A 16,675-nucleotide genomic window follows, 5' to 3' on the forward strand; every position below is an offset into this window, starting at 1 on the left:
TTATAAATTTTATTGATTGATCTCAGATTTGTTCCAGACAAACTTATGACTTTTGAGAAATAAACACAATCAATTAATTTTATAATCTAATAGTTAAAAACTATCATGACATTCGTTCAACTGGAATATATTATTGCACTGGAGCAGCTGAAACATTTTGCCCGGGCGGCAGCGCATTGCCATGTAACACAGCCCTCGCTGAGCATGCAGGTACAGAAACTGGAGGAAGAACTGGGCGTTACTCTGTTCGACCGCAGCAAGCAGCCGGTAGTGCCTACAGAAACCGGCCGTCTCATCCTGGAGCAGGCCAGAACGGTGCTTGCCGCAAGGGATGTATTGCTGCAACAGGTACAGCACCGGAAAGGCGTGATAGCGGGCGAATTACGCATCGGCATTATACCTACGCTGGCTCCTTACCTGTTACCCTTGTTTGTAAAACCCTTTGCAAAAAAATACCCTGCAGTCCGGCTGGTGGTACAGGAAATGATGACCGAACATATTGTGCGTGCCCTCCGCGAGGACAAAGTGGATGCGGGGATATTGGTGACCCCGTTACAGGAAGCCGGCATCCGGGAACATGTGTTATTCTATGAGGAACTGATGGTATATGTATCCAGAAAACATTCGGTCTATCATAAAACCTATGTCATCCCCCAGGACATTGACCCCGACCGGCTCTGGCTGCTGGAAGAAGGACATTGTTTCCGGTCGCAGATCGCCAATCTCTGTGAGCTGAAAAAGCTGAGCCGGGAACACAGTCTTTTTGACTATGAAGCCGGAAGCATTGAAACCCTCCGCCGTATGGTGGAAGTAAATGAAGGTATTACCATATTGCCGGAACTGGCCACGCTGGGTATGCCTCCGCGGGAAATGCTGATGATCCGTCATTTTAAAAAGCCGGCTCCAATGCGGGAGGTCAGTCTTGTGGTGCACCGCAATTTTATGAAACAGAAGCTGATCGAACTGCTGAAAAAGGAAATTACCGGAACCATACCCGAAAAGATCCGGAATAATAAACCCAGCAGGGTCGTACCGGTGAATGAGCATTGATCCGGCATTACGGGATTATGAAACTGTTACCGGTTATTTCTTATACCTTTTCAGGATAAAACAGGCTGTATTAAAACCGGACAGTTGGTGTGCTATTTCGTACGTTTTTCGGAGTGCCGAAATGCGTAATTTTCTGCAATTGAAACATTTGGGGAATCGGCACTATTTTTTGAGCGGTTTGACCTGGTTCTTATTGCCGACGATCAATACGTTCTCCTTTCAACAAAACTGATTGCAGTTAATTTGGAAATAGAATGTAGCAGGTAGAACAGAAATCGTTTGATCTGTCCAGAAAAGTAATGAAGAACCCGGTCGAAGCATTGCGAACACCGCAATACGGAAACGGTCGGTATGCCCCGGAACTGGTCCATATCTTTAAAGCTGATATATGTTCAGAAACTATTTAAAAATTGCCTGGAGAAATCTGTTTCGCAATAAAGCCTTTTCAGTGATTAATATCACCGGTTTGTCCATAGGCATGGCCGTGGCGATGCTGATCGGCCTCTGGATCTGGGATGAATTTTCTTTTAACCGGCAATTCGCCCATCATGATCGTATCGCGCAGGTCATGCAGCATGTTACCAATAACGGAGAAGTACGTACCGGAAACGGAACGCCTTATCCGGTGGCCGAAGCGCTGCGGCAGGAATACGGCAGCCATTTCAAACAGGTCGTTCTCGAAGCGGGCAGATGGGAGCATACGTTATCTGCCGGACAGAAAAGGGTTTTTTATACGGGAGGCTTCTACGAACCCGGGATCGGGGAACTGCTGGATCTGCATATGATCGGCGGCAACAGGAACGGGCTTACAGATCCCAACGCTTTATTAATTTCTGAAACGGTGGCTGCAGCGCTGTTTGGCGGGCATAATGCGATAGGCAGAACGGTGACACTTGACCAACATTCTGAAGTAAAAATTGCGGGAGTGTACCGCAACCTCCCTTTAAACAGCAGTTTTGGCGATGTGGGATTTATGGGCGCCTGGAGATTGTTTGTCAATACGAGCGATTGGATGAAAACGATCGAAGATCCTTGGCGTCCCAATGCTTTTACAACTTATGTGCAGCTTACAGCCTCTACAAACCTGCAGTCGGTATCGCATGTAATACGTGATCTGCGTCTGAGGCACGTGAATGAACGGCTTGCAAAGCAGCGGCCTGAACTTTTTTTATACCCTATGGACCGATGGCATCTGTACGAGACATTCAAAGACGGCAGGAACGATGGCGGGCGTATCCGGTATATATGGCTTTTTGGTATCATCGGCGTCTTTGTGCTGATCCTGGGCTGTATCAACTTTATGAACCTGAGCACGGCACGTAGTGTAAAACGGGCAAAGGAAATTGGTGTACGCAAAACCGCTGGCTCCAGGCGATATGAGCTTGTCCTGCAATTTTTTTGTGAATCATTTCTATGCGTGCTTTTATCCTTTTTGTTGTGCCTGGTACTCGTAGGTCTGTTGTTGCCGCTGTTCAATACTATTTCGGGAAAACAAACCGCCATTCCATGGTCCCACCCCGTGTTCTGGATTTCCGCTTTGTTTTTTTGCTCGCTTACAGGACTGCTCGCGGGCCTGTATCCTGCGTTCTATCTCTCCTCCTTTAATCCGGTAAAGGTGCTGAAGGGGCCTTTTCAGGCCGGTCGTTTTGCCGGTGTACAGCGTAAACTGCTGGTGGTCGTTCAATTTACCATCTCAGTGGTATTGATCATCGGAACCTTAACGGTTTTCCGCCAGATCGAATTTGCGCGGAAACGGCCACTGGGTTACGATCAGAACGGTCTGGTGGCGATTGAAATACCAGCACCTGACCTGCACGGGCATTTTGAAGTGATACAATCGGAACTGACAAACGGGGGATTGATCGCTGCTGTGGCAGAGGCGGATGATTTGCCCACCCAGGTGGGTGCAACCACTACAGGGATCGACTGGCCCGGCAAGGATCCCAACACGGGTTCAGACTTTCCCTTTTCCGGTGTAGGGTATGATTACGGAAAAACAGTAGGCTGGCAACTGCTGGAGGGCCGTGATTTTTCAAGAGCCTATCCCACCGATTCTTCAGCAGTAGTGCTGAACGAGGCAGCCGTAAAATTTATGGGATTAAAGCAGCCGGTGGGTACCATGATCCAATCGGAGGGCGTCCCGATGAAGGTCATCGGAGTTATAAAGGATATGATCATGGAGTCGCCCTATGCCGCCATACGCCCCTCACTCTATTATCTTCATACAACAGCCCGGGATTATTACCTGCTTGCCCGGATCCGTCCGGATGCCAACGCCGGAAACGCTCTGCAACAGGTTGAAAAGCTTTATAAAAAATATCTACCCGGCGATCCCTTTCACTACCAGTTTGTGGATGCTGCCTACGATCAAAAATTCGGAGACGAAGAACGGATGGGCAGGTTGGGCGGCAGCCTGGCCATACTCGCTGTTTTTGTCAGCTGTCTGGGTTTGTTTGGGATGGCGTCCTTTATGGTGGAACAACGCGTTAAGGAGATCGGCGTGCGTAAAGTGTTGGGCGCCTCTGAATTTGGCCTGTGGGAATTATTATCAAAGGATTTTGTGCAGCTGATGCTGCTTTCTATATCGATCGCTGTACCTGTTGCCTGGTACGGATTGCATAGCTGGCTTCAGCAATACAATTATCACGCCGGGATCCCCTGGTGGATATTTTGTCTTGCAGGTCTGGGCGCCTTCGTTGTAGCGTTGCTAACGGTAAGCTACCAAACCATCAAAGCAGTAAGCGTCAACCCGGTAAAAAGTTTGCGTACGGAATAACTACTATTAATTAATCGGTATCGATCTGCTATAGCTCCTAACGGATTTATTGCAGAACAACCTTATTCTTATAAACAACAAGCCCTTGTACCAGGGTCGTTATAATATTAATATTATCATCAAAAATCACCACATCTGCATCTTTACCAGCTTCCAGGCTTCCTTTCGTTTTGTCTATTCCCATGATCCGTGCGGGAGTTAAGGTCATCATCTTTACAGCCGCTGCCAATGGTATCTCCGCATCTTTTACAACCGTTCTTACCAGGCGATCGGCAGTAGCCACACTTCCTGCAAAAGCAGACCGGTCCGGCAGTTTGGCAACGCCATCTTCAATGACCACTTTGAGACCGGCATTTATATTACCCAATATGCTTTCCCCTTCCGGCATACCTGCACCCCGCATTGCATCTGTAATTAATGCAGTTCGTTCCGCTCCTTTTATTTTATAAATCAGTTTTAACAGCGGAGGAGGCAGGTGAATCCCATCGGCGATCGCTTCCACATCCATTTCATCTATTAAATAACCGGCCTCTATTGCTCCGGCATACCTGAAAGCGTTGCGCCGGGTCACCCCACTCATGGCGGAATAAAAATGAGTTGCCAGACTGTACCCATTGTTAAAGCCCTCCACTACTTCTTCATACAGGGCGTCTGTATGCGCCAGCGCTAATACCTTTCCTTTCGATTTTACATAGCGGCCAAATTCAATGGCGCCCGGTAGTTCCGGAGCTGCGCTCCACCTGGCAATATCCTCCGAATATTCCAATATTTTCCGGTACTCCACGGGATCCGGGTTCCGGATATATTTGGGATCCTGCGCTCCTTTCTGGTTTATCGCAAAATAAGGGCCTTCCAGGTGCATGCCCATCAATTGCGCGCCCGTTCTATTTTGAGCTTTTGCTTCTTTAAAAGCGTCGAGTGTTATAAAAAGATCTTCAACTTCACTGGTTAGCGTCGTAGGGTACATCGCCGTAGTACCATACCGCGCATGCGTTCCGGCAGTGCCGATAAAAGCCTCCACTGTTCCATCCATAAAATCATAACCACCTCCACCGTGCACATGAATGTCGATAAAACCGGGTGAAACATAGTTGTCCCGGGCGTCTATGACCTCCTCACAGTAAACTTCAGGCAGTACTTCACTGATAGCTGTTATTTTTCCGTTATCAATTAATACGCTGCCTCCAGGGATGATCTTACCAGGTGTAATAATATTGCCATTGATAATTTTCAGCATGCGGCTCTTTTAATCATAAATGAGTTTTATTCAGAGGAGTGGCTGCTTTTGTCCCGCTTCGGAGCAGCTGCAAGATCAAAAATCTTTCTTATAAAGGATACCACTTCTTCACTTTTTTCGGTTTCAATGATCCTGTAAGCAGCATGCCCCTTACCTTCCATAATATGAAATTCGGATAAACGGTTACCGGCTGCTGCCATTCGTTGCTGCAGGGCATGGGCATACGCTACATTAATTACCTTATCGCTGCTTCCGTGATACACCAATACCGGTGGTGCATTTCTTTTAATTACGCTGGCATCCTCCAGGCCACCCCAGAAATCGATCACCCCGCTTATCTTCAGCGGGAGCGCGGGCTTTACGTATGCAACATACAAGGCGGTCATGGCCCCCGCAGAACCACCGGAGATCATCATTTTCCCGGCATCCATTGAATAAAGTGCCGCATTATTTTTAAGCCATTGCATCGCAAGCGCTACATCTCCGGCCGCCATCTCAATGGCTTTCTCAAGCTCCGGATGAAAATGTCCACCCGCCGGCAGCCCTTTGGCCATATTTGCCCCGGCGCTGGCTGCATCATTTTTATGGTACTTCAGATACAGCCGGTAATTGACCGCAACCACAGCGATCCCTGATTGCGCCAGTTTTTCACAGAGCGTTGCATTTCCCCGTTTATCACCGCCGGCAAATCCGCCGCCATGAACAAAGATCAGTACCGGCACTTTTCTTTCTGCCGGCTCCTGAGGAATATATAAATCGAGTGTTCTGTCACAGCTGGAATCCTTGTCAAAGGGCGCCGGAGGCAGGGGTGCGTACCGGATGTTTTTTATGCGTTTTACCGGGTTTCCCGCTGTTTGCGCCAATAAGACCACCGGAAAAAGCAGCGCGGCAGTGCTAAAAAACAGGCTACACATGATTGCTGATAGTTTAGAATACATAGACGGATCTTTTATTTCTTAAGAAAAGAATCAAAAAAGAGATAGGCCGCTTCGTTGGACTCATCATTGGGGTCATGTTTGGGGCGGTTGGTCATGGCCACCCTGTTCGTGTAGCCCAATAAGGCATTTACCCGAACCACCTGGTTGAGCGCTGTCCACCGGTCCACAGGGTCCGACGACCCGCCCGATACCAGGAACGGTCGTGGTGCCATCAGTGCCATGAGCTCATGCAGGTCATAGCCTTCTTTGATCAACCGGGGATACAATCCTTTTGCATCTGCTGTGGATCCTGTTTTCCGCCAGGTATCTTTCCAGGGCGGCGGATAATATCCCAAGTACCAGGGCTCCCAGTAATTGACAGCACTGCCCTTGGTATCATCAAATACCACACCGGGGTCCGACCATACGGCGCAGGCAAATTTATCAAACAGACAGGAGGCGAACATGGCCCACTTTCCTCCGAATGAATGCCCCATGATCCCGATCCGCTTGTTATCAACATAAGGTAAATCGGCCAAAAGATACCAGGCGTTCGCAGCCGTATAAGCCAGCATCGATAAAGGTGCTACCGTTGCATTTTTTATAGACGGGTAATAAACAGAATAGGTACCTGCTTTTGAAGCCTCAGTAGTGCCTATCGACAAAGTAACATAGCCTCTCCTGGCCAGCTGGCAGGCAAAATCGCGGTTGGGTTTCCCCTTTCCAATGGCGGTTTCCGGTTCGTAAAATGTTGTTATTACGGCCGGCAGTTTCCCCTTTGTTTGGGGTACGCACAGGTAAGCAATGGTTTTTTCAACGGGGGTCCAGTTAAACCGGATCCGGTACTGGATAAAGCCTTCCCTTTGTATAGAGTCCAGCAGCTCCATTTTCTGTTTTTTGATAAACGAGGGCCACCGGCCCATCATCCGGTGCCATGTGGTTTCTATTTCGGTCCTCCTCTTCTGCCATGCCTGTTTGGTCAGAACGGTGTCCCCGTTATAAAATCTTAACAGCGGCCGGTAAGGACCAAGATCATCCTTTAATGCAGCAGGAGGGTAAAAATACCGGGAGATACGATCATCGATCGTCTCCTTTGCTGATCGCTGACCATTCGCCGTATCCGTTATAACAACCATTAGCAGTAATAAGAGCAGTATACTTTTATTTTTCATATCCGCTTTTAATATTCTGTTTTCCTTATTGTTCTATATTATTTTTTGCCACACCTGAAGGTTCAACTTCACCGGTCTTATTATTAAAACCTGTGTGGATACCGGTTACCGTGGCAATCACATCCGTGGTTTATCACTACCTATATCGGTCACTGGCTCGATTTAGCTAAGCCCGGCCTCTTTCTCCAAAAATGCACGAACAAAATCCGTATCTGTTAAATGCGGATATTGTTGTATCACCCTTGTTATTTCATCTGCCTGGCCGGGTGAAAGTTTTTCTTCAGGATTAAGGCACCAGCGGCCTCTCATTAATCCGCCCCTTCTCAACACTTCATGAATACCGGCAATGGAGCCTTTGAACTGATGGGATGCATCAAAAACAGCTGCATTCATATCCGTTACGGCAACGCCCGTTGCCAATAAAGCGTCGGCATCTGCTGCGGCTTTGATCTGTGAAAAAAGGGATACGGAGGCGCGTGTCCATACGGAATAATGACCTAATAACCCGCCCGCAAACCGTTTTTCTATATTGCGTCCACCGATCGTAAAACGATACGGTGTTAAAAGATCTGCCACAATATTATCATCGTTGCCGGTGTATAATGCAATTTCTTCAGCACGCGCTGATTCGCATACGGCCCGCACCACATCTAATGTCTGATACCGGTTGAAGGCCGCCACTTTGATGGCCATTACATTTTTTATTTCGCAAAATGCCTTCCAGAATTCATAACTCAATACGCGTCCGCCCACGGCAGGTTGCAGATAAAAACCAAACAGTGGAATTTTATCCGCCACCTGCTGCGCATGCTGAATGAGTTCTTTTTCCGAAAGAGCATTCAGGCCGCCCATGCTCAACAGCCCCAGGTGGTACCCGTATTTAAGGGCCAACCCGGCCTCTTTTGTCGCCTGGGGAGCAGGCCCGCAAATACCGGCCACTTTTATAATAGTTCGTTGTTGCCTGTCTATTTCTTCCGCAGCTAACCGCAACACCGGTTCCAGATAATTAAACGCTGGTTGCCGTATTTCAAATTGTGTGGTATGTACGCCTACGGCCAATCCGCCTACACCACAGGCCAGGTAGTATCGTGTCAGGCGCCGCTGCGTTTCTTCATCTATTGTAAGGTCTTCGTGCAGTGCCAGGGGATGTGCCGGAATAAAAGCGCCCTGTTGCAGGGCTGTCCTTATCCCGGGCTGAAGTATCGTATGATCTGTCATAACTTAAAAAATTCCTTTTCGTTCCTGAAAATGGGTGGGTTTATCTAAGGTTGCGCCGCCCTCCTGTACCCAACGGGCAATAAGATGGGTCATTTGCGCTACGCTTACCTGCGGCTGCCCGAAGTAAGCTGCCGATTTTTGTGCGTTGCTCAGCAATGCCTCCGGTTGTTCAGTGCCGGTAAATTTTGGGATTTTGTCAAACAGTTTTCCAAAATTTTGGGCCATTCTTTTTACCGAAATGGTTTCTGTGCCGGTAAAGTTGATTATCCGGGCGGGCACAGAACAATGCATTAAAGAGCGGATCGCCATTTCGTTGGCATCACCCTGCCAAATAACGTTGACGTAGCCCATTGTCAGATCGATTTCTTTTTCCTCATACACCGACTTCGCTATTTCAAGTAATACTCCGTAACTGACATCAACTGCATAGTTTAACCGGTAGATCAATACCGGCGTATTATGTATCGATGAAAAATATTGAAAAAGACGCTCCCGTCCCAGGCAGGATTGCGCATATTCACCCAATGGTGCGGGAGCCGTTTCCTCCGTAGCCCCTCCCGATTCAATACCGGTAAACGGGTAAATATTTCCTGAAGAAAAAACGACAATGCGGGCTTTTTTATATTTTTCGGCCACGCGTCCCGCCAGATAGCTGTTCATTGCCCAGGTGTAAGGTTCTTTTCCCGTAGTGCCAAATTTATGCCCTGCCATATAAATAACATTGTCCGCATCCGGCAGATCAAATAGTGCATCATCATCCAGCAGGTCAGCTTTTATCAATTCAATGCCCGCTGCTGTAAGTTTTTCTGCTACTGCCTGATCTGAGAAACGAGACACTGCAATAATTTTGTTGGTACCACCCGTCTTTTCTACCGCCTTACGCGCTATCAATGCCAGTGCAGGCCCCATTTTTCCACCGGCTCCCAATATGAGTATATCGCCTTTTATTTTCTGAACATCATTTAACAGCGCTTCAGAAGGTTGTAATAAGTCAGCGAGGGTTTCTTCTTTTGTTTTTGTCATTGTTTGTTATTGAAGGTGGTTGAAGATTGTTTAATGTGATTTAGCGGCTCTGTATGCCTGTACCGCTTCTTTTGTTATGGAATCCTTATTATTGTTTCCCCAGCTCGACCGCACATAATTGAGTATGGCAGCAGCTTCATCATCATTCAGAAATTTAAAGGAAGGCATTTTTTCCTGTACTCCTTTTGTGCTTTTTCCCCATAAAAATACATCGATCAGATTACTTTTATTATGCACTACGGGAGATGCGATGAGTGCGGGAAAAACACCCGGGCTTCCCGAGCCGTCCTGTTTATGACAGCCGGAGCAATAGACTTCGTACAGGCTGGCGACGTTTGCGCTACCAAGGATCCGCTCCGGTTTTTTTCCATGCAAGACCTCCGCCGAAATCTTTTTTACAGGGGTAATGCGCAATATTTTATCATCATCAGGTGCGGGATGACGGTAAGGGTTCCAATCCTTATTGCTGGTAGACAGGTATACATCTCCATCAGGCGATACACAAACGGCACGCAATCTGCCATAAACTTTATCCAGATAGATCGTTTCATCGGCAATGCGCGCTCCATTGGCAGACCGTTTTAATACCCGCAGGCTTCTGTCTTTTAAAGACACCAGCAGCAGGCTGTTTTTCCACTCAGGAATCCGGCTGTTGTTATAAAAGGTTAAACCTGCAGGTGCAATAGTAGGTGTCCATGCCATTACCGGTTCGATAATCCGGGTGCCGCCGGCGAATGCCTTTTCTGCATCGGTATCTGCAGCTCCTTCAATTTTATCCCAACCATAATTTCCTCCCTTTTGTACAATATTCACTTCATCGTCAGATGCATCCCCATGCTCTGAAGTGTATAATAAATTGTTGCCGGAGAAAACCATTCCCTGTATATTTCTAAATCCGCGTGCCCATACCGGGCTGCCCGCTATCGGATTGTCCGAAGGAACTGTTCCATCTAGATTGAAACGCAATACCTTTCCTTTTAAATCCGCTGCGTCCAACGCCGCACCGCTTACAGCTCCATCCCCGGTAGCCCAGAACAGCTTCTTATCTGCCGACAGAACGATCCTGCTTCCGAAATGCCCGCGGTACCCTGTTATAGTGCAAAAGGTTTTCGGACGCATCAATGTATCCTTCTCAATCAGGTAACGTACCAGTTTTAACCCAACATTGTCTTTGTTTTTAAAAGAATAGGCAACAAATAAAAAAGACTCCGGGTTTTGGGTGTCGGAAGCAACAGCAACCATTCCCAAAAGTCCGGATGTATTTTTTTGATACACATCTTTTATCGCAAGCAGCAGTTTGGATTTTCCGGTTTTATGATCAATTTTGAAAATCCTGCCGTCCTGTTCATTATACCACAAGGTATTATCCGGTCCCCACATGAGCTCCCAGGGTACTTTATTATTTATTGATACCGCCTGTACGGCCAACAGTGTGGAATCCAGCTGTATGTTATATTGTGGTTTTATACTATCAAAACGCGTTTCCACAGAATACGTGCATTGAACTAAAATGCAGCTCAAAAAAATAACTGTTGAAGCAAAGGACAGGGTAAACTTGACGCTTGTCTTTTTCATTCTTTAGCTTAAAAAAAGTTGACGGATATTTATTACAGCCAGACCAATAATAATAACCAGACCAAGCAGCCCGGATACTCTGAAAAAAAGATTGTTCCTGTTCTGCCCCATTATTTTTTCGTCATTGGCAATCAGGTACATGGCGATGCCTATGGCCGGTGCAATAAAAATAGTAACGCTTTGCGCCAGAACAATGAGCTCCAACGGCAATTTGCCAAAAATCAGTGCAATGGCCGAACCAACGATCATCACCACAGTAATAAGCACCCGCACACCACGGGAACTAAAATTATTTCCAAAACCCAATGCTTCCCCCAATAACGTGCCGCCAATGCTTGCCGTGCCGACAATGGACGAAAAAGCTGCGGCAAATAACCCGATTAAAAAAAGGCCGGCAGCGTAACTGCCAAAAACGGGTTGCAATGCCAGAGACATATCCGTAGCCGAGTTCACTACAATACCTTTGGGATGCAATACCGCTGCTGCGCTGATAAGTACAATCGCGCTCAGCAGGCCCAACACGATGATACCGGTAACACTACCACTGCCTTTCAAATCCGAAGCAGCTCCGGTCCTCCTTCTTTCCTGTACCAAATAGGCATTATAAAACGCCCCTACAATAGAAAAACAGGAGGCCATAAAAGCAATGATCAGTCCGTGCGATCCTTCGGGCACAGCGGGTACAAACCCGTTAATAACGCCGCCCAGATCGGGTTTCGCAAAAAATAATGTAATCACAAAACACAGCAACATCAGCAGGATGAGATAAATCATCAATTGCTCCAGTACTTTATAAAAACTCCGGAAAAATAACAGGGTTATGGCAATAAGCGTAAACAAAATAATCCAGATGGTTTTAGGCGTATGCGTAAGTTCGCCAATGGCGATGCCCACACCCACCGAGTTACCCGCCTGAAAAGATACACATACCAAAAAAACGCCGATACCCACTAATTTTCCAATTGTACGTCCCCATTTTTTGGTAATAGTTGCCAACAGCGACTGTTCTGTTGCCCTACCAATACGGGCTGCCATAGACGTAAAAAGGATCATGAAAAATATCGCCACCGCAATAATCCATAACAGGCTATAACCATATACCGCACCCAGTTTGGAAGTGATGGTCATTTTACTGGGGCCAAATACCAGCGCAGCTACAATTAGTCCCGGCCCCAGGCTACGCAGCCATTTTAAGATCAGATTTTGTTTCATTTATTTTCCATTATTTTTTGTTGAGCAACATTTCTCTTTCAGGAATGGGGTTCAGGCCGACCTTATCCGATTTAAAACCTTATCCGGAAGGTAATACATTCCGGAACAGATCAAAAACAAGTATTCCCTTTTCATATACTCTTTTTATTGTTATTTGCTCCCGGTTAATTTCTCCTGCAACCAGTTATCCATCCCTACCCGTTGCTCCGGAGTATACTGGTGTCCCGATTCCTTAACAAGGAGCAGTTCTTTAGGCGCCCGGATCGTATTGTAAACGGCATATGCGGTTGTTGGCGGACAGGTTTCGTCATTAAACCCCCAGCTATAAAAGCCGGGAATTTTGATCAGCCGGGCAAAATTGGCCATATCATAATACCTGGAAGTTTCCACCTCCTTTTTAGTTACTTTATCTGCATCTTTAAGCAGGTGCGGCCAGCCACCGGTTCTGCCATACAGGTAGCCTGTTAAATCAGAAAGTCCGGGGAAATAAGCTACCATATATTTAACCCGATGATCCAGGGCGGCTGTTGCAATGGTGAGCGCGCCACCCTGGCTGCCGCCGGCCACGGCAAGATTTGTTCCATCAAATTGTGGTAAACCGCACAAAAAATCAACGGAACGGATGCACCCCATAAATACGCGTTTAAAATAATAGGCATCCCTGTTATCATGTCCAAACAAAGGATATCCTTTCAGTCTTCCGTTTGCAATGGCTTTATAAGCGCTGTCTGAAAGTGTGAAAGGCAGGCCATGAATTTCGATCCGGAGTACGATCATTCCTTTTTCCGACAGGGTAATATCGGGACTATAGCTTCCCACTCCTGCCCCGGGAACTTTTAAAACAGCCGGGTACCTGCCCTCTTTTTTAGGCATACTCAATATTCCATAAATACGGGATCCCTGCCGGTAATTCTGAACACTCACTTGATATACATTTACTGTTCCGGTACACTTATCGGGCAGCAATCTCATCTGTGCATCCATCGGAATCCGGGCTGCTTCAGCCGTTGCCTGCTTCCAGAAAGCCACAAAGTCTGCAGGCATCGTTGTAGTGGGTTTGATATGTTCAGGTTCATAGGCGGCCGTTGCAAGCCCCCGGTACTGCTTCCCATCAACGCCGACAGTAACAATGCAGCGAAGAAAACCAGGCTCTTTCAAAGAGCCGCCTTCTATTACCCCGCTGCCCTTTTCTAAAACCAGATCGCCCGTAACAGCGGGAGATATACGCTCCAGCCCTGTCTGGTAATTAACCGTAACACCCTCCAGCGGCTTGTTATCCCTGGTTACTTCAACTGAAAACAGCGCCTTTTCCCCTGTCTTATAAATCCAGTCCGGATGATCCGCCTTCACGGCAACAAATACAGACTGAGCAGCAGCAGGCATCAACGTTGCCACCCAAACCAGGCAGACCGCCATCAATTGTATAAAATATTTTGCCATAAAACTGAATATTTCTTATTACCGAAATTGCTTAAACATATTTTCATAATGTGCCGCTTTCTGAAATATGCCCCCGCTCCGTTCATAAAAGTCATTATTCAACTCAAACACGCCTTGTTTTACCTGCTGCCAGGATGCATTTTGTATGGGGTGAAAGGTTTTCATTTGCTCCCAGTTTTTATAATTCACATCGCCATTAGCTTCGATTACCGGCATTCCTATTCCCGGAAATGGTTGCAACCGCGCAGCCAGGTTCTTATGCCAATCTACCAACAGGGGGTTCACGGTCAGGTCTGCGCAAACACAGGCCACATTATGTTCGCAGGCGATTTTGGCGATCCTTAAACTCATACTCAGGGTCTTTGCAATTCCTTTTAATACCATCGCCTTATATCCCTGCTGAATTCTTTTTATGGCATCGGCTTCTGTATGCACACTTTCATCGGCGCCGATAATTACCCCGATATCGTCCACATCATCATTATTCGATTCGGGAAAGGGCTCTTCTATTAATCTTATTTGCTCAAAAGCCCCTATTGTTTTTGCGTGATCGAGGTATCGTAATAAGCTTTCTTTCTTCTCATAACGGCCATTGGCATCCAGCGTATACACAAGCCTGCCATCTTTTGTTTGAGATGTTCTCAAATCTTTCAGTGAGTTATGAATCAATGAGAGTCGTTCCATATCCGATTTCAGCATTTGCTCCTGATCTCCCGGCAGTCCTGTTTTAATTTTAAAAACAAAATAGCCGTCTGCAGCCGCCTTTACCAAATCGGTCATGGGCATCCCATACGGTATCGGGTACATTACGGCAATACCTGGACTTCGGTTGGAGAGCGATTTTTTGTACACATCGGGGATCATCGCATCAAAATCCGCAGATTTATTTTCTGATGCATACACCAACCATGCAGCATTATCAACGCTTACCAATGCATTATAAATAAAGTTGGGATTCACCTTGTTGAGTCCCGTAAGCGCCCTGGCGTATTTGGCAACCTCCGGAAAACTGGTTAATAAAAAATCAACCGGTGTGTCAAAAGGCGTTTCCTTTATCAGCCGCAATGCTTTTTCAGACAAGGCGTACATCAATGCATTTCCGGCACTTTCCGTATGCCCAGAAAAAACATCCGGATCACCGTACAAAACGCTTTGTGTGGCAAGACCAATTTTAGGGCTGCCCGATGTGGTTTGCATTAAAGAAACGGTTTGCCACAGTTCTGTTAAGTAACCGCCTTTAAACCCGAACGGCCGCACCAGGGGCTGCCTTTCAAAATCGGATGCGATATGGTCTATTTTGATTTTCATATTTTTAGATTGAATAGCCAGCCCAGCTAAAGGCTTTATCATTGGCAGCAATGATAATGAAGCGGTATCACTGATAAAAGTTCTTCTTTTCATCTTCATTTAAAACATGCCCAACAAGGTGTAATTTTATGCGCCGGTATTTTATTTTTTTTATCGCACCGCGGCGGATAGAGCAAAAAAACCAGGACCGCTCACCATGGTGCAGGGTAACAACCCACACAGTACACTTCAACACCGCCATACACTTCAAAATCATGTTAACTTCCAGGGTCTTCTGTACTCATATGAAAGTAATTTATTAGCTTCTGCTGAATTGGTGAATCTTTCATTTACCGCATCCCACTCCAGCCTTTTTTTTGTTTGCATTGCTATTGTACCTAAATGGGCCATTGTTGTGGAGCGATGGCCTGTTTCCAGTGTGGCCCACGGCTCTTTGCGCGATTTTACACAATCCAGGAAGTTTCGTATATTACCAAAGGTGCTGTTCTTATAGCCGCCCCCGGGGAGTGCCGGATCATTCTTATCCAACACAAAATTTTCCGCCTGCATCTGCGATGACCAGGTCTGGAATTGTCCGGGCTGGGCAGGCAGCACTTTATAATCATCCTCTCCCGTATATAAGGTTCCGTTCGTACCTCTGAGCTCAAGAAAGCCATGCGGCACAAAACTGCCGCTACTTGCCTCAAGGATCGTTACCGTTACTAAAACGCCGGATCCAAATTCGTACGTTACATGCATGGTATCCGGGATCGTACGGTCATCATCCAGCACATATTTACCTCCATGTGCACTAACGGCAACCGGGGCTTCTTCGCCGATGAGCCAGCGGATGAGGTCCAGGTAGTGAATGCCGTTGTTTGATAACTGGTTGGCATAATCATCCCACCAGCGGAACATATAGGGTGCAATATTGTATTGATAGGGCCGGTATGCCCTTGGCCCCAGCCACAAATCCCAATCAAAATTTTCGGGCGGGGTCTCCGGCCTCAGCTTTCCAATGCCCTTGGAGCACATATTGCTTACGTGGCAGCAGGTTCCAAAAGTTATTTTTCCGATCTTACCCGCCGGTATTTCTTTGGCCAGTTTCTGAAACGTAGGCGCCGCCCTCCGGTTGAGCCCCACCGTAATGATCTGTTTGCTGTTCTTTCCTGTATCCACCATTGCTCTTCCTTCCCGGATGGTTTTTGACAGCGGCTTTTCAACATACACATCCTTCCCGGCCTTAATGGCATCCACGGTCTGTAGTGCATGCCAGTGATCGGGCGTGGCAATACATACGGCATCAATACTTTTATCGTCCAGCACCCTGCGATAATCTTTAAACCGTTTTACCTGACCGGAAAATTGTTCTCCCATTTTAGGGATCTGGCGGGGCATTGCTTTTATATACCGCGGGTCTACCTCCGCATAATTGCGTGTAACATAAGGTTTGTATACATCACAGAGCGCTGCTACTTCACAGTCCGGCTGCTCCATAAATACCTGTAATAACTGGGTTCCGCGGTTGCCTACCCCAATAAAGCCGGTGCGTACGCGATCATTAGCTCCTATTATTCGCCGCCTGGAATCAATTAATGGTGCAGCAAATGTTGTTGCACCTAATCCGGACACTGTTAAGCCAGCCAGGGCCAATGAGGATTTTTTAATAAAATTTCTTCTTGCAGGTTGAATTGTCATACGCTTATTTTTAGTTATTGAGGTGGTTAGCTGCTTTTTTATAATGACGCCGTTTAAACCCCGGGATGCT

Annotated in this window: 12 protein-coding genes; 2 read left to right on the forward strand and 10 right to left on the reverse strand. The window is 46.9% G+C overall.

The window, feature by feature from the left end; genetic code table 11:
• Nucleotides 1–105 precede the first annotated feature (105 nt).
• Both K7B07_RS06840 and K7B07_RS06845 read left to right on the forward strand, forming a co-directional pair.
• Nucleotides 106–1,050 (forward strand): hydrogen peroxide-inducible genes activator, encoded by a 945-nt coding sequence (locus K7B07_RS06840; RefSeq protein ID WP_223708476.1) that lies wholly within the window; start codon nt 106–108, stop codon nt 1,048–1,050.
• A 388-nt stretch (nt 1,051–1,438) separates the two neighbouring features.
• On the forward strand, nt 1,439–3,826 hold the full coding sequence (locus tag K7B07_RS06845; protein ID WP_223708478.1) for an ABC transporter permease: 2,388 nt from the start codon (nt 1,439–1,441) through the stop codon (nt 3,824–3,826).
• 46 nt (nt 3,827–3,872) lie between these two features.
• Here the strand turns inward: K7B07_RS06845 and nagA are convergent, their stop codons facing one another.
• The 10 genes from nagA to K7B07_RS06895 form a co-directional block, all read right to left on the reverse strand.
• The gene (gene nagA / locus K7B07_RS06850; RefSeq protein WP_223708480.1) at nt 3,873–5,063 is read right to left on the reverse strand and encodes an N-acetylglucosamine-6-phosphate deacetylase; all 1,191 of its coding nucleotides are present in this window, start codon (nt 5,061–5,063) and stop codon (nt 3,873–3,875) included.
• A 26-nt stretch (nt 5,064–5,089) separates the two neighbouring features.
• Entirely contained in the window at nt 5,090–6,001 is a 912-nt protein-coding gene (locus K7B07_RS06855; protein ID WP_223708482.1) for an alpha/beta hydrolase, read from the reverse strand.
• An 11-nt stretch (nt 6,002–6,012) separates the two neighbouring features.
• Nucleotides 6,013–7,152 carry a prolyl oligopeptidase family serine peptidase gene (locus K7B07_RS06860; RefSeq protein WP_223708483.1) on the reverse strand — a complete coding sequence of 380 codons (1,140 nt, stop codon included), beginning with the start codon at nt 7,150–7,152 and terminating at the stop codon, nt 6,013–6,015.
• Nucleotides 7,153–7,314: 162 nt separating this feature from the next.
• Entirely contained in the window at nt 7,315–8,370 is a 1,056-nt protein-coding gene (locus K7B07_RS06865) for a dihydrodipicolinate synthase family protein (protein WP_223708484.1), read from the reverse strand.
• Nucleotides 8,371–8,373: 3 nt separating this feature from the next.
• Complete coding sequence (locus K7B07_RS06870; protein WP_223708485.1) at nt 8,374–9,393, reverse strand: NAD-dependent epimerase/dehydratase family protein; 1,020 nt, start codon at nt 9,391–9,393, stop codon at nt 8,374–8,376.
• A gap of 30 nt (nt 9,394–9,423) precedes the next feature.
• Nucleotides 9,424–10,881, reverse strand: a complete 1,458-nt coding sequence (locus K7B07_RS06875) for a PQQ-dependent sugar dehydrogenase (protein WP_223708486.1) — start codon at nt 10,879–10,881, stop codon at nt 9,424–9,426.
• 90 nt (nt 10,882–10,971) lie between these two features.
• On the reverse strand, nt 10,972–12,180 hold the full coding sequence (locus K7B07_RS06880) for an Nramp family divalent metal transporter (RefSeq protein WP_223708487.1): 1,209 nt from the start codon (nt 12,178–12,180) through the stop codon (nt 10,972–10,974).
• A gap of 150 nt (nt 12,181–12,330) precedes the next feature.
• Nucleotides 12,331–13,620 (reverse strand): acetylxylan esterase, encoded by a 1,290-nt coding sequence (locus K7B07_RS06885; protein WP_223708488.1) that lies wholly within the window; start codon nt 13,618–13,620, stop codon nt 12,331–12,333.
• 18 nt (nt 13,621–13,638) lie between these two features.
• A complete protein-coding gene (locus K7B07_RS06890) occupies nt 13,639–14,928 on the reverse strand; it encodes an enolase C-terminal domain-like protein (protein WP_223708489.1) in 1,290 nt (429 codons plus the stop codon).
• Between the two features lie 252 nt (nt 14,929–15,180).
• Complete coding sequence (locus tag K7B07_RS06895) at nt 15,181–16,605, reverse strand: Gfo/Idh/MocA family protein (protein WP_223708490.1); 1,425 nt, start codon at nt 16,603–16,605, stop codon at nt 15,181–15,183.
• Nucleotides 16,606–16,675: the final 70 nt, after the last annotated feature.

The sequence above is a fragment of the Niabella beijingensis genome, assembly GCF_020034665.1.
GTDB lineage: Bacteria > Bacteroidota > Bacteroidia > Chitinophagales > Chitinophagaceae > Niabella > Niabella beijingensis.

Excerpts from the sequence above, each read along its gene's own strand:
- K7B07_RS06860 (WP_223708483.1), bottom strand. The coding sequence starts at position 7,152 with ATGAAAAATAAAAGTATACTGCTCTTATTACTGCTAATGGTTGTTATA.
- K7B07_RS06855 (WP_223708482.1), bottom strand. The coding sequence starts at position 6,001 with ATGTATTCTAAACTATCAGCAATCATGTGTAGCCTGTTTTTTAGCACT.
- K7B07_RS06880 (WP_223708487.1), bottom strand. The coding sequence starts at position 12,180 with ATGAAACAAAATCTGATCTTAAAATGGCTGCGTAGCCTGGGGCCGGGA.
- K7B07_RS06870 (WP_223708485.1), bottom strand. The coding sequence starts at position 9,393 with ATGACAAAAACAAAAGAAGAAACCCTCGCTGACTTATTACAACCTTCT.
- K7B07_RS06840 (WP_223708476.1), top strand. The coding sequence starts at position 106 with ATGACATTCGTTCAACTGGAATATATTATTGCACTGGAGCAGCTGAAA.
- K7B07_RS06885 (WP_223708488.1), bottom strand. The coding sequence starts at position 13,620 with ATGGCAAAATATTTTATACAATTGATGGCGGTCTGCCTGGTTTGGGTG.
- nagA (WP_223708480.1), bottom strand. The coding sequence starts at position 5,063 with ATGCTGAAAATTATCAATGGCAATATTATTACACCTGGTAAGATCATC.
- K7B07_RS06895 (WP_223708490.1), bottom strand. The coding sequence starts at position 16,605 with ATGACAATTCAACCTGCAAGAAGAAATTTTATTAAAAAATCCTCATTG.
- K7B07_RS06890 (WP_223708489.1), bottom strand. The coding sequence starts at position 14,928 with ATGAAAATCAAAATAGACCATATCGCATCCGATTTTGAAAGGCAGCCC.
- K7B07_RS06845 (WP_223708478.1), top strand. The coding sequence starts at position 1,439 with ATGTTCAGAAACTATTTAAAAATTGCCTGGAGAAATCTGTTTCGCAAT.
- K7B07_RS06865 (WP_223708484.1), bottom strand. The coding sequence starts at position 8,370 with ATGACAGATCATACGATACTTCAGCCCGGGATAAGGACAGCCCTGCAA.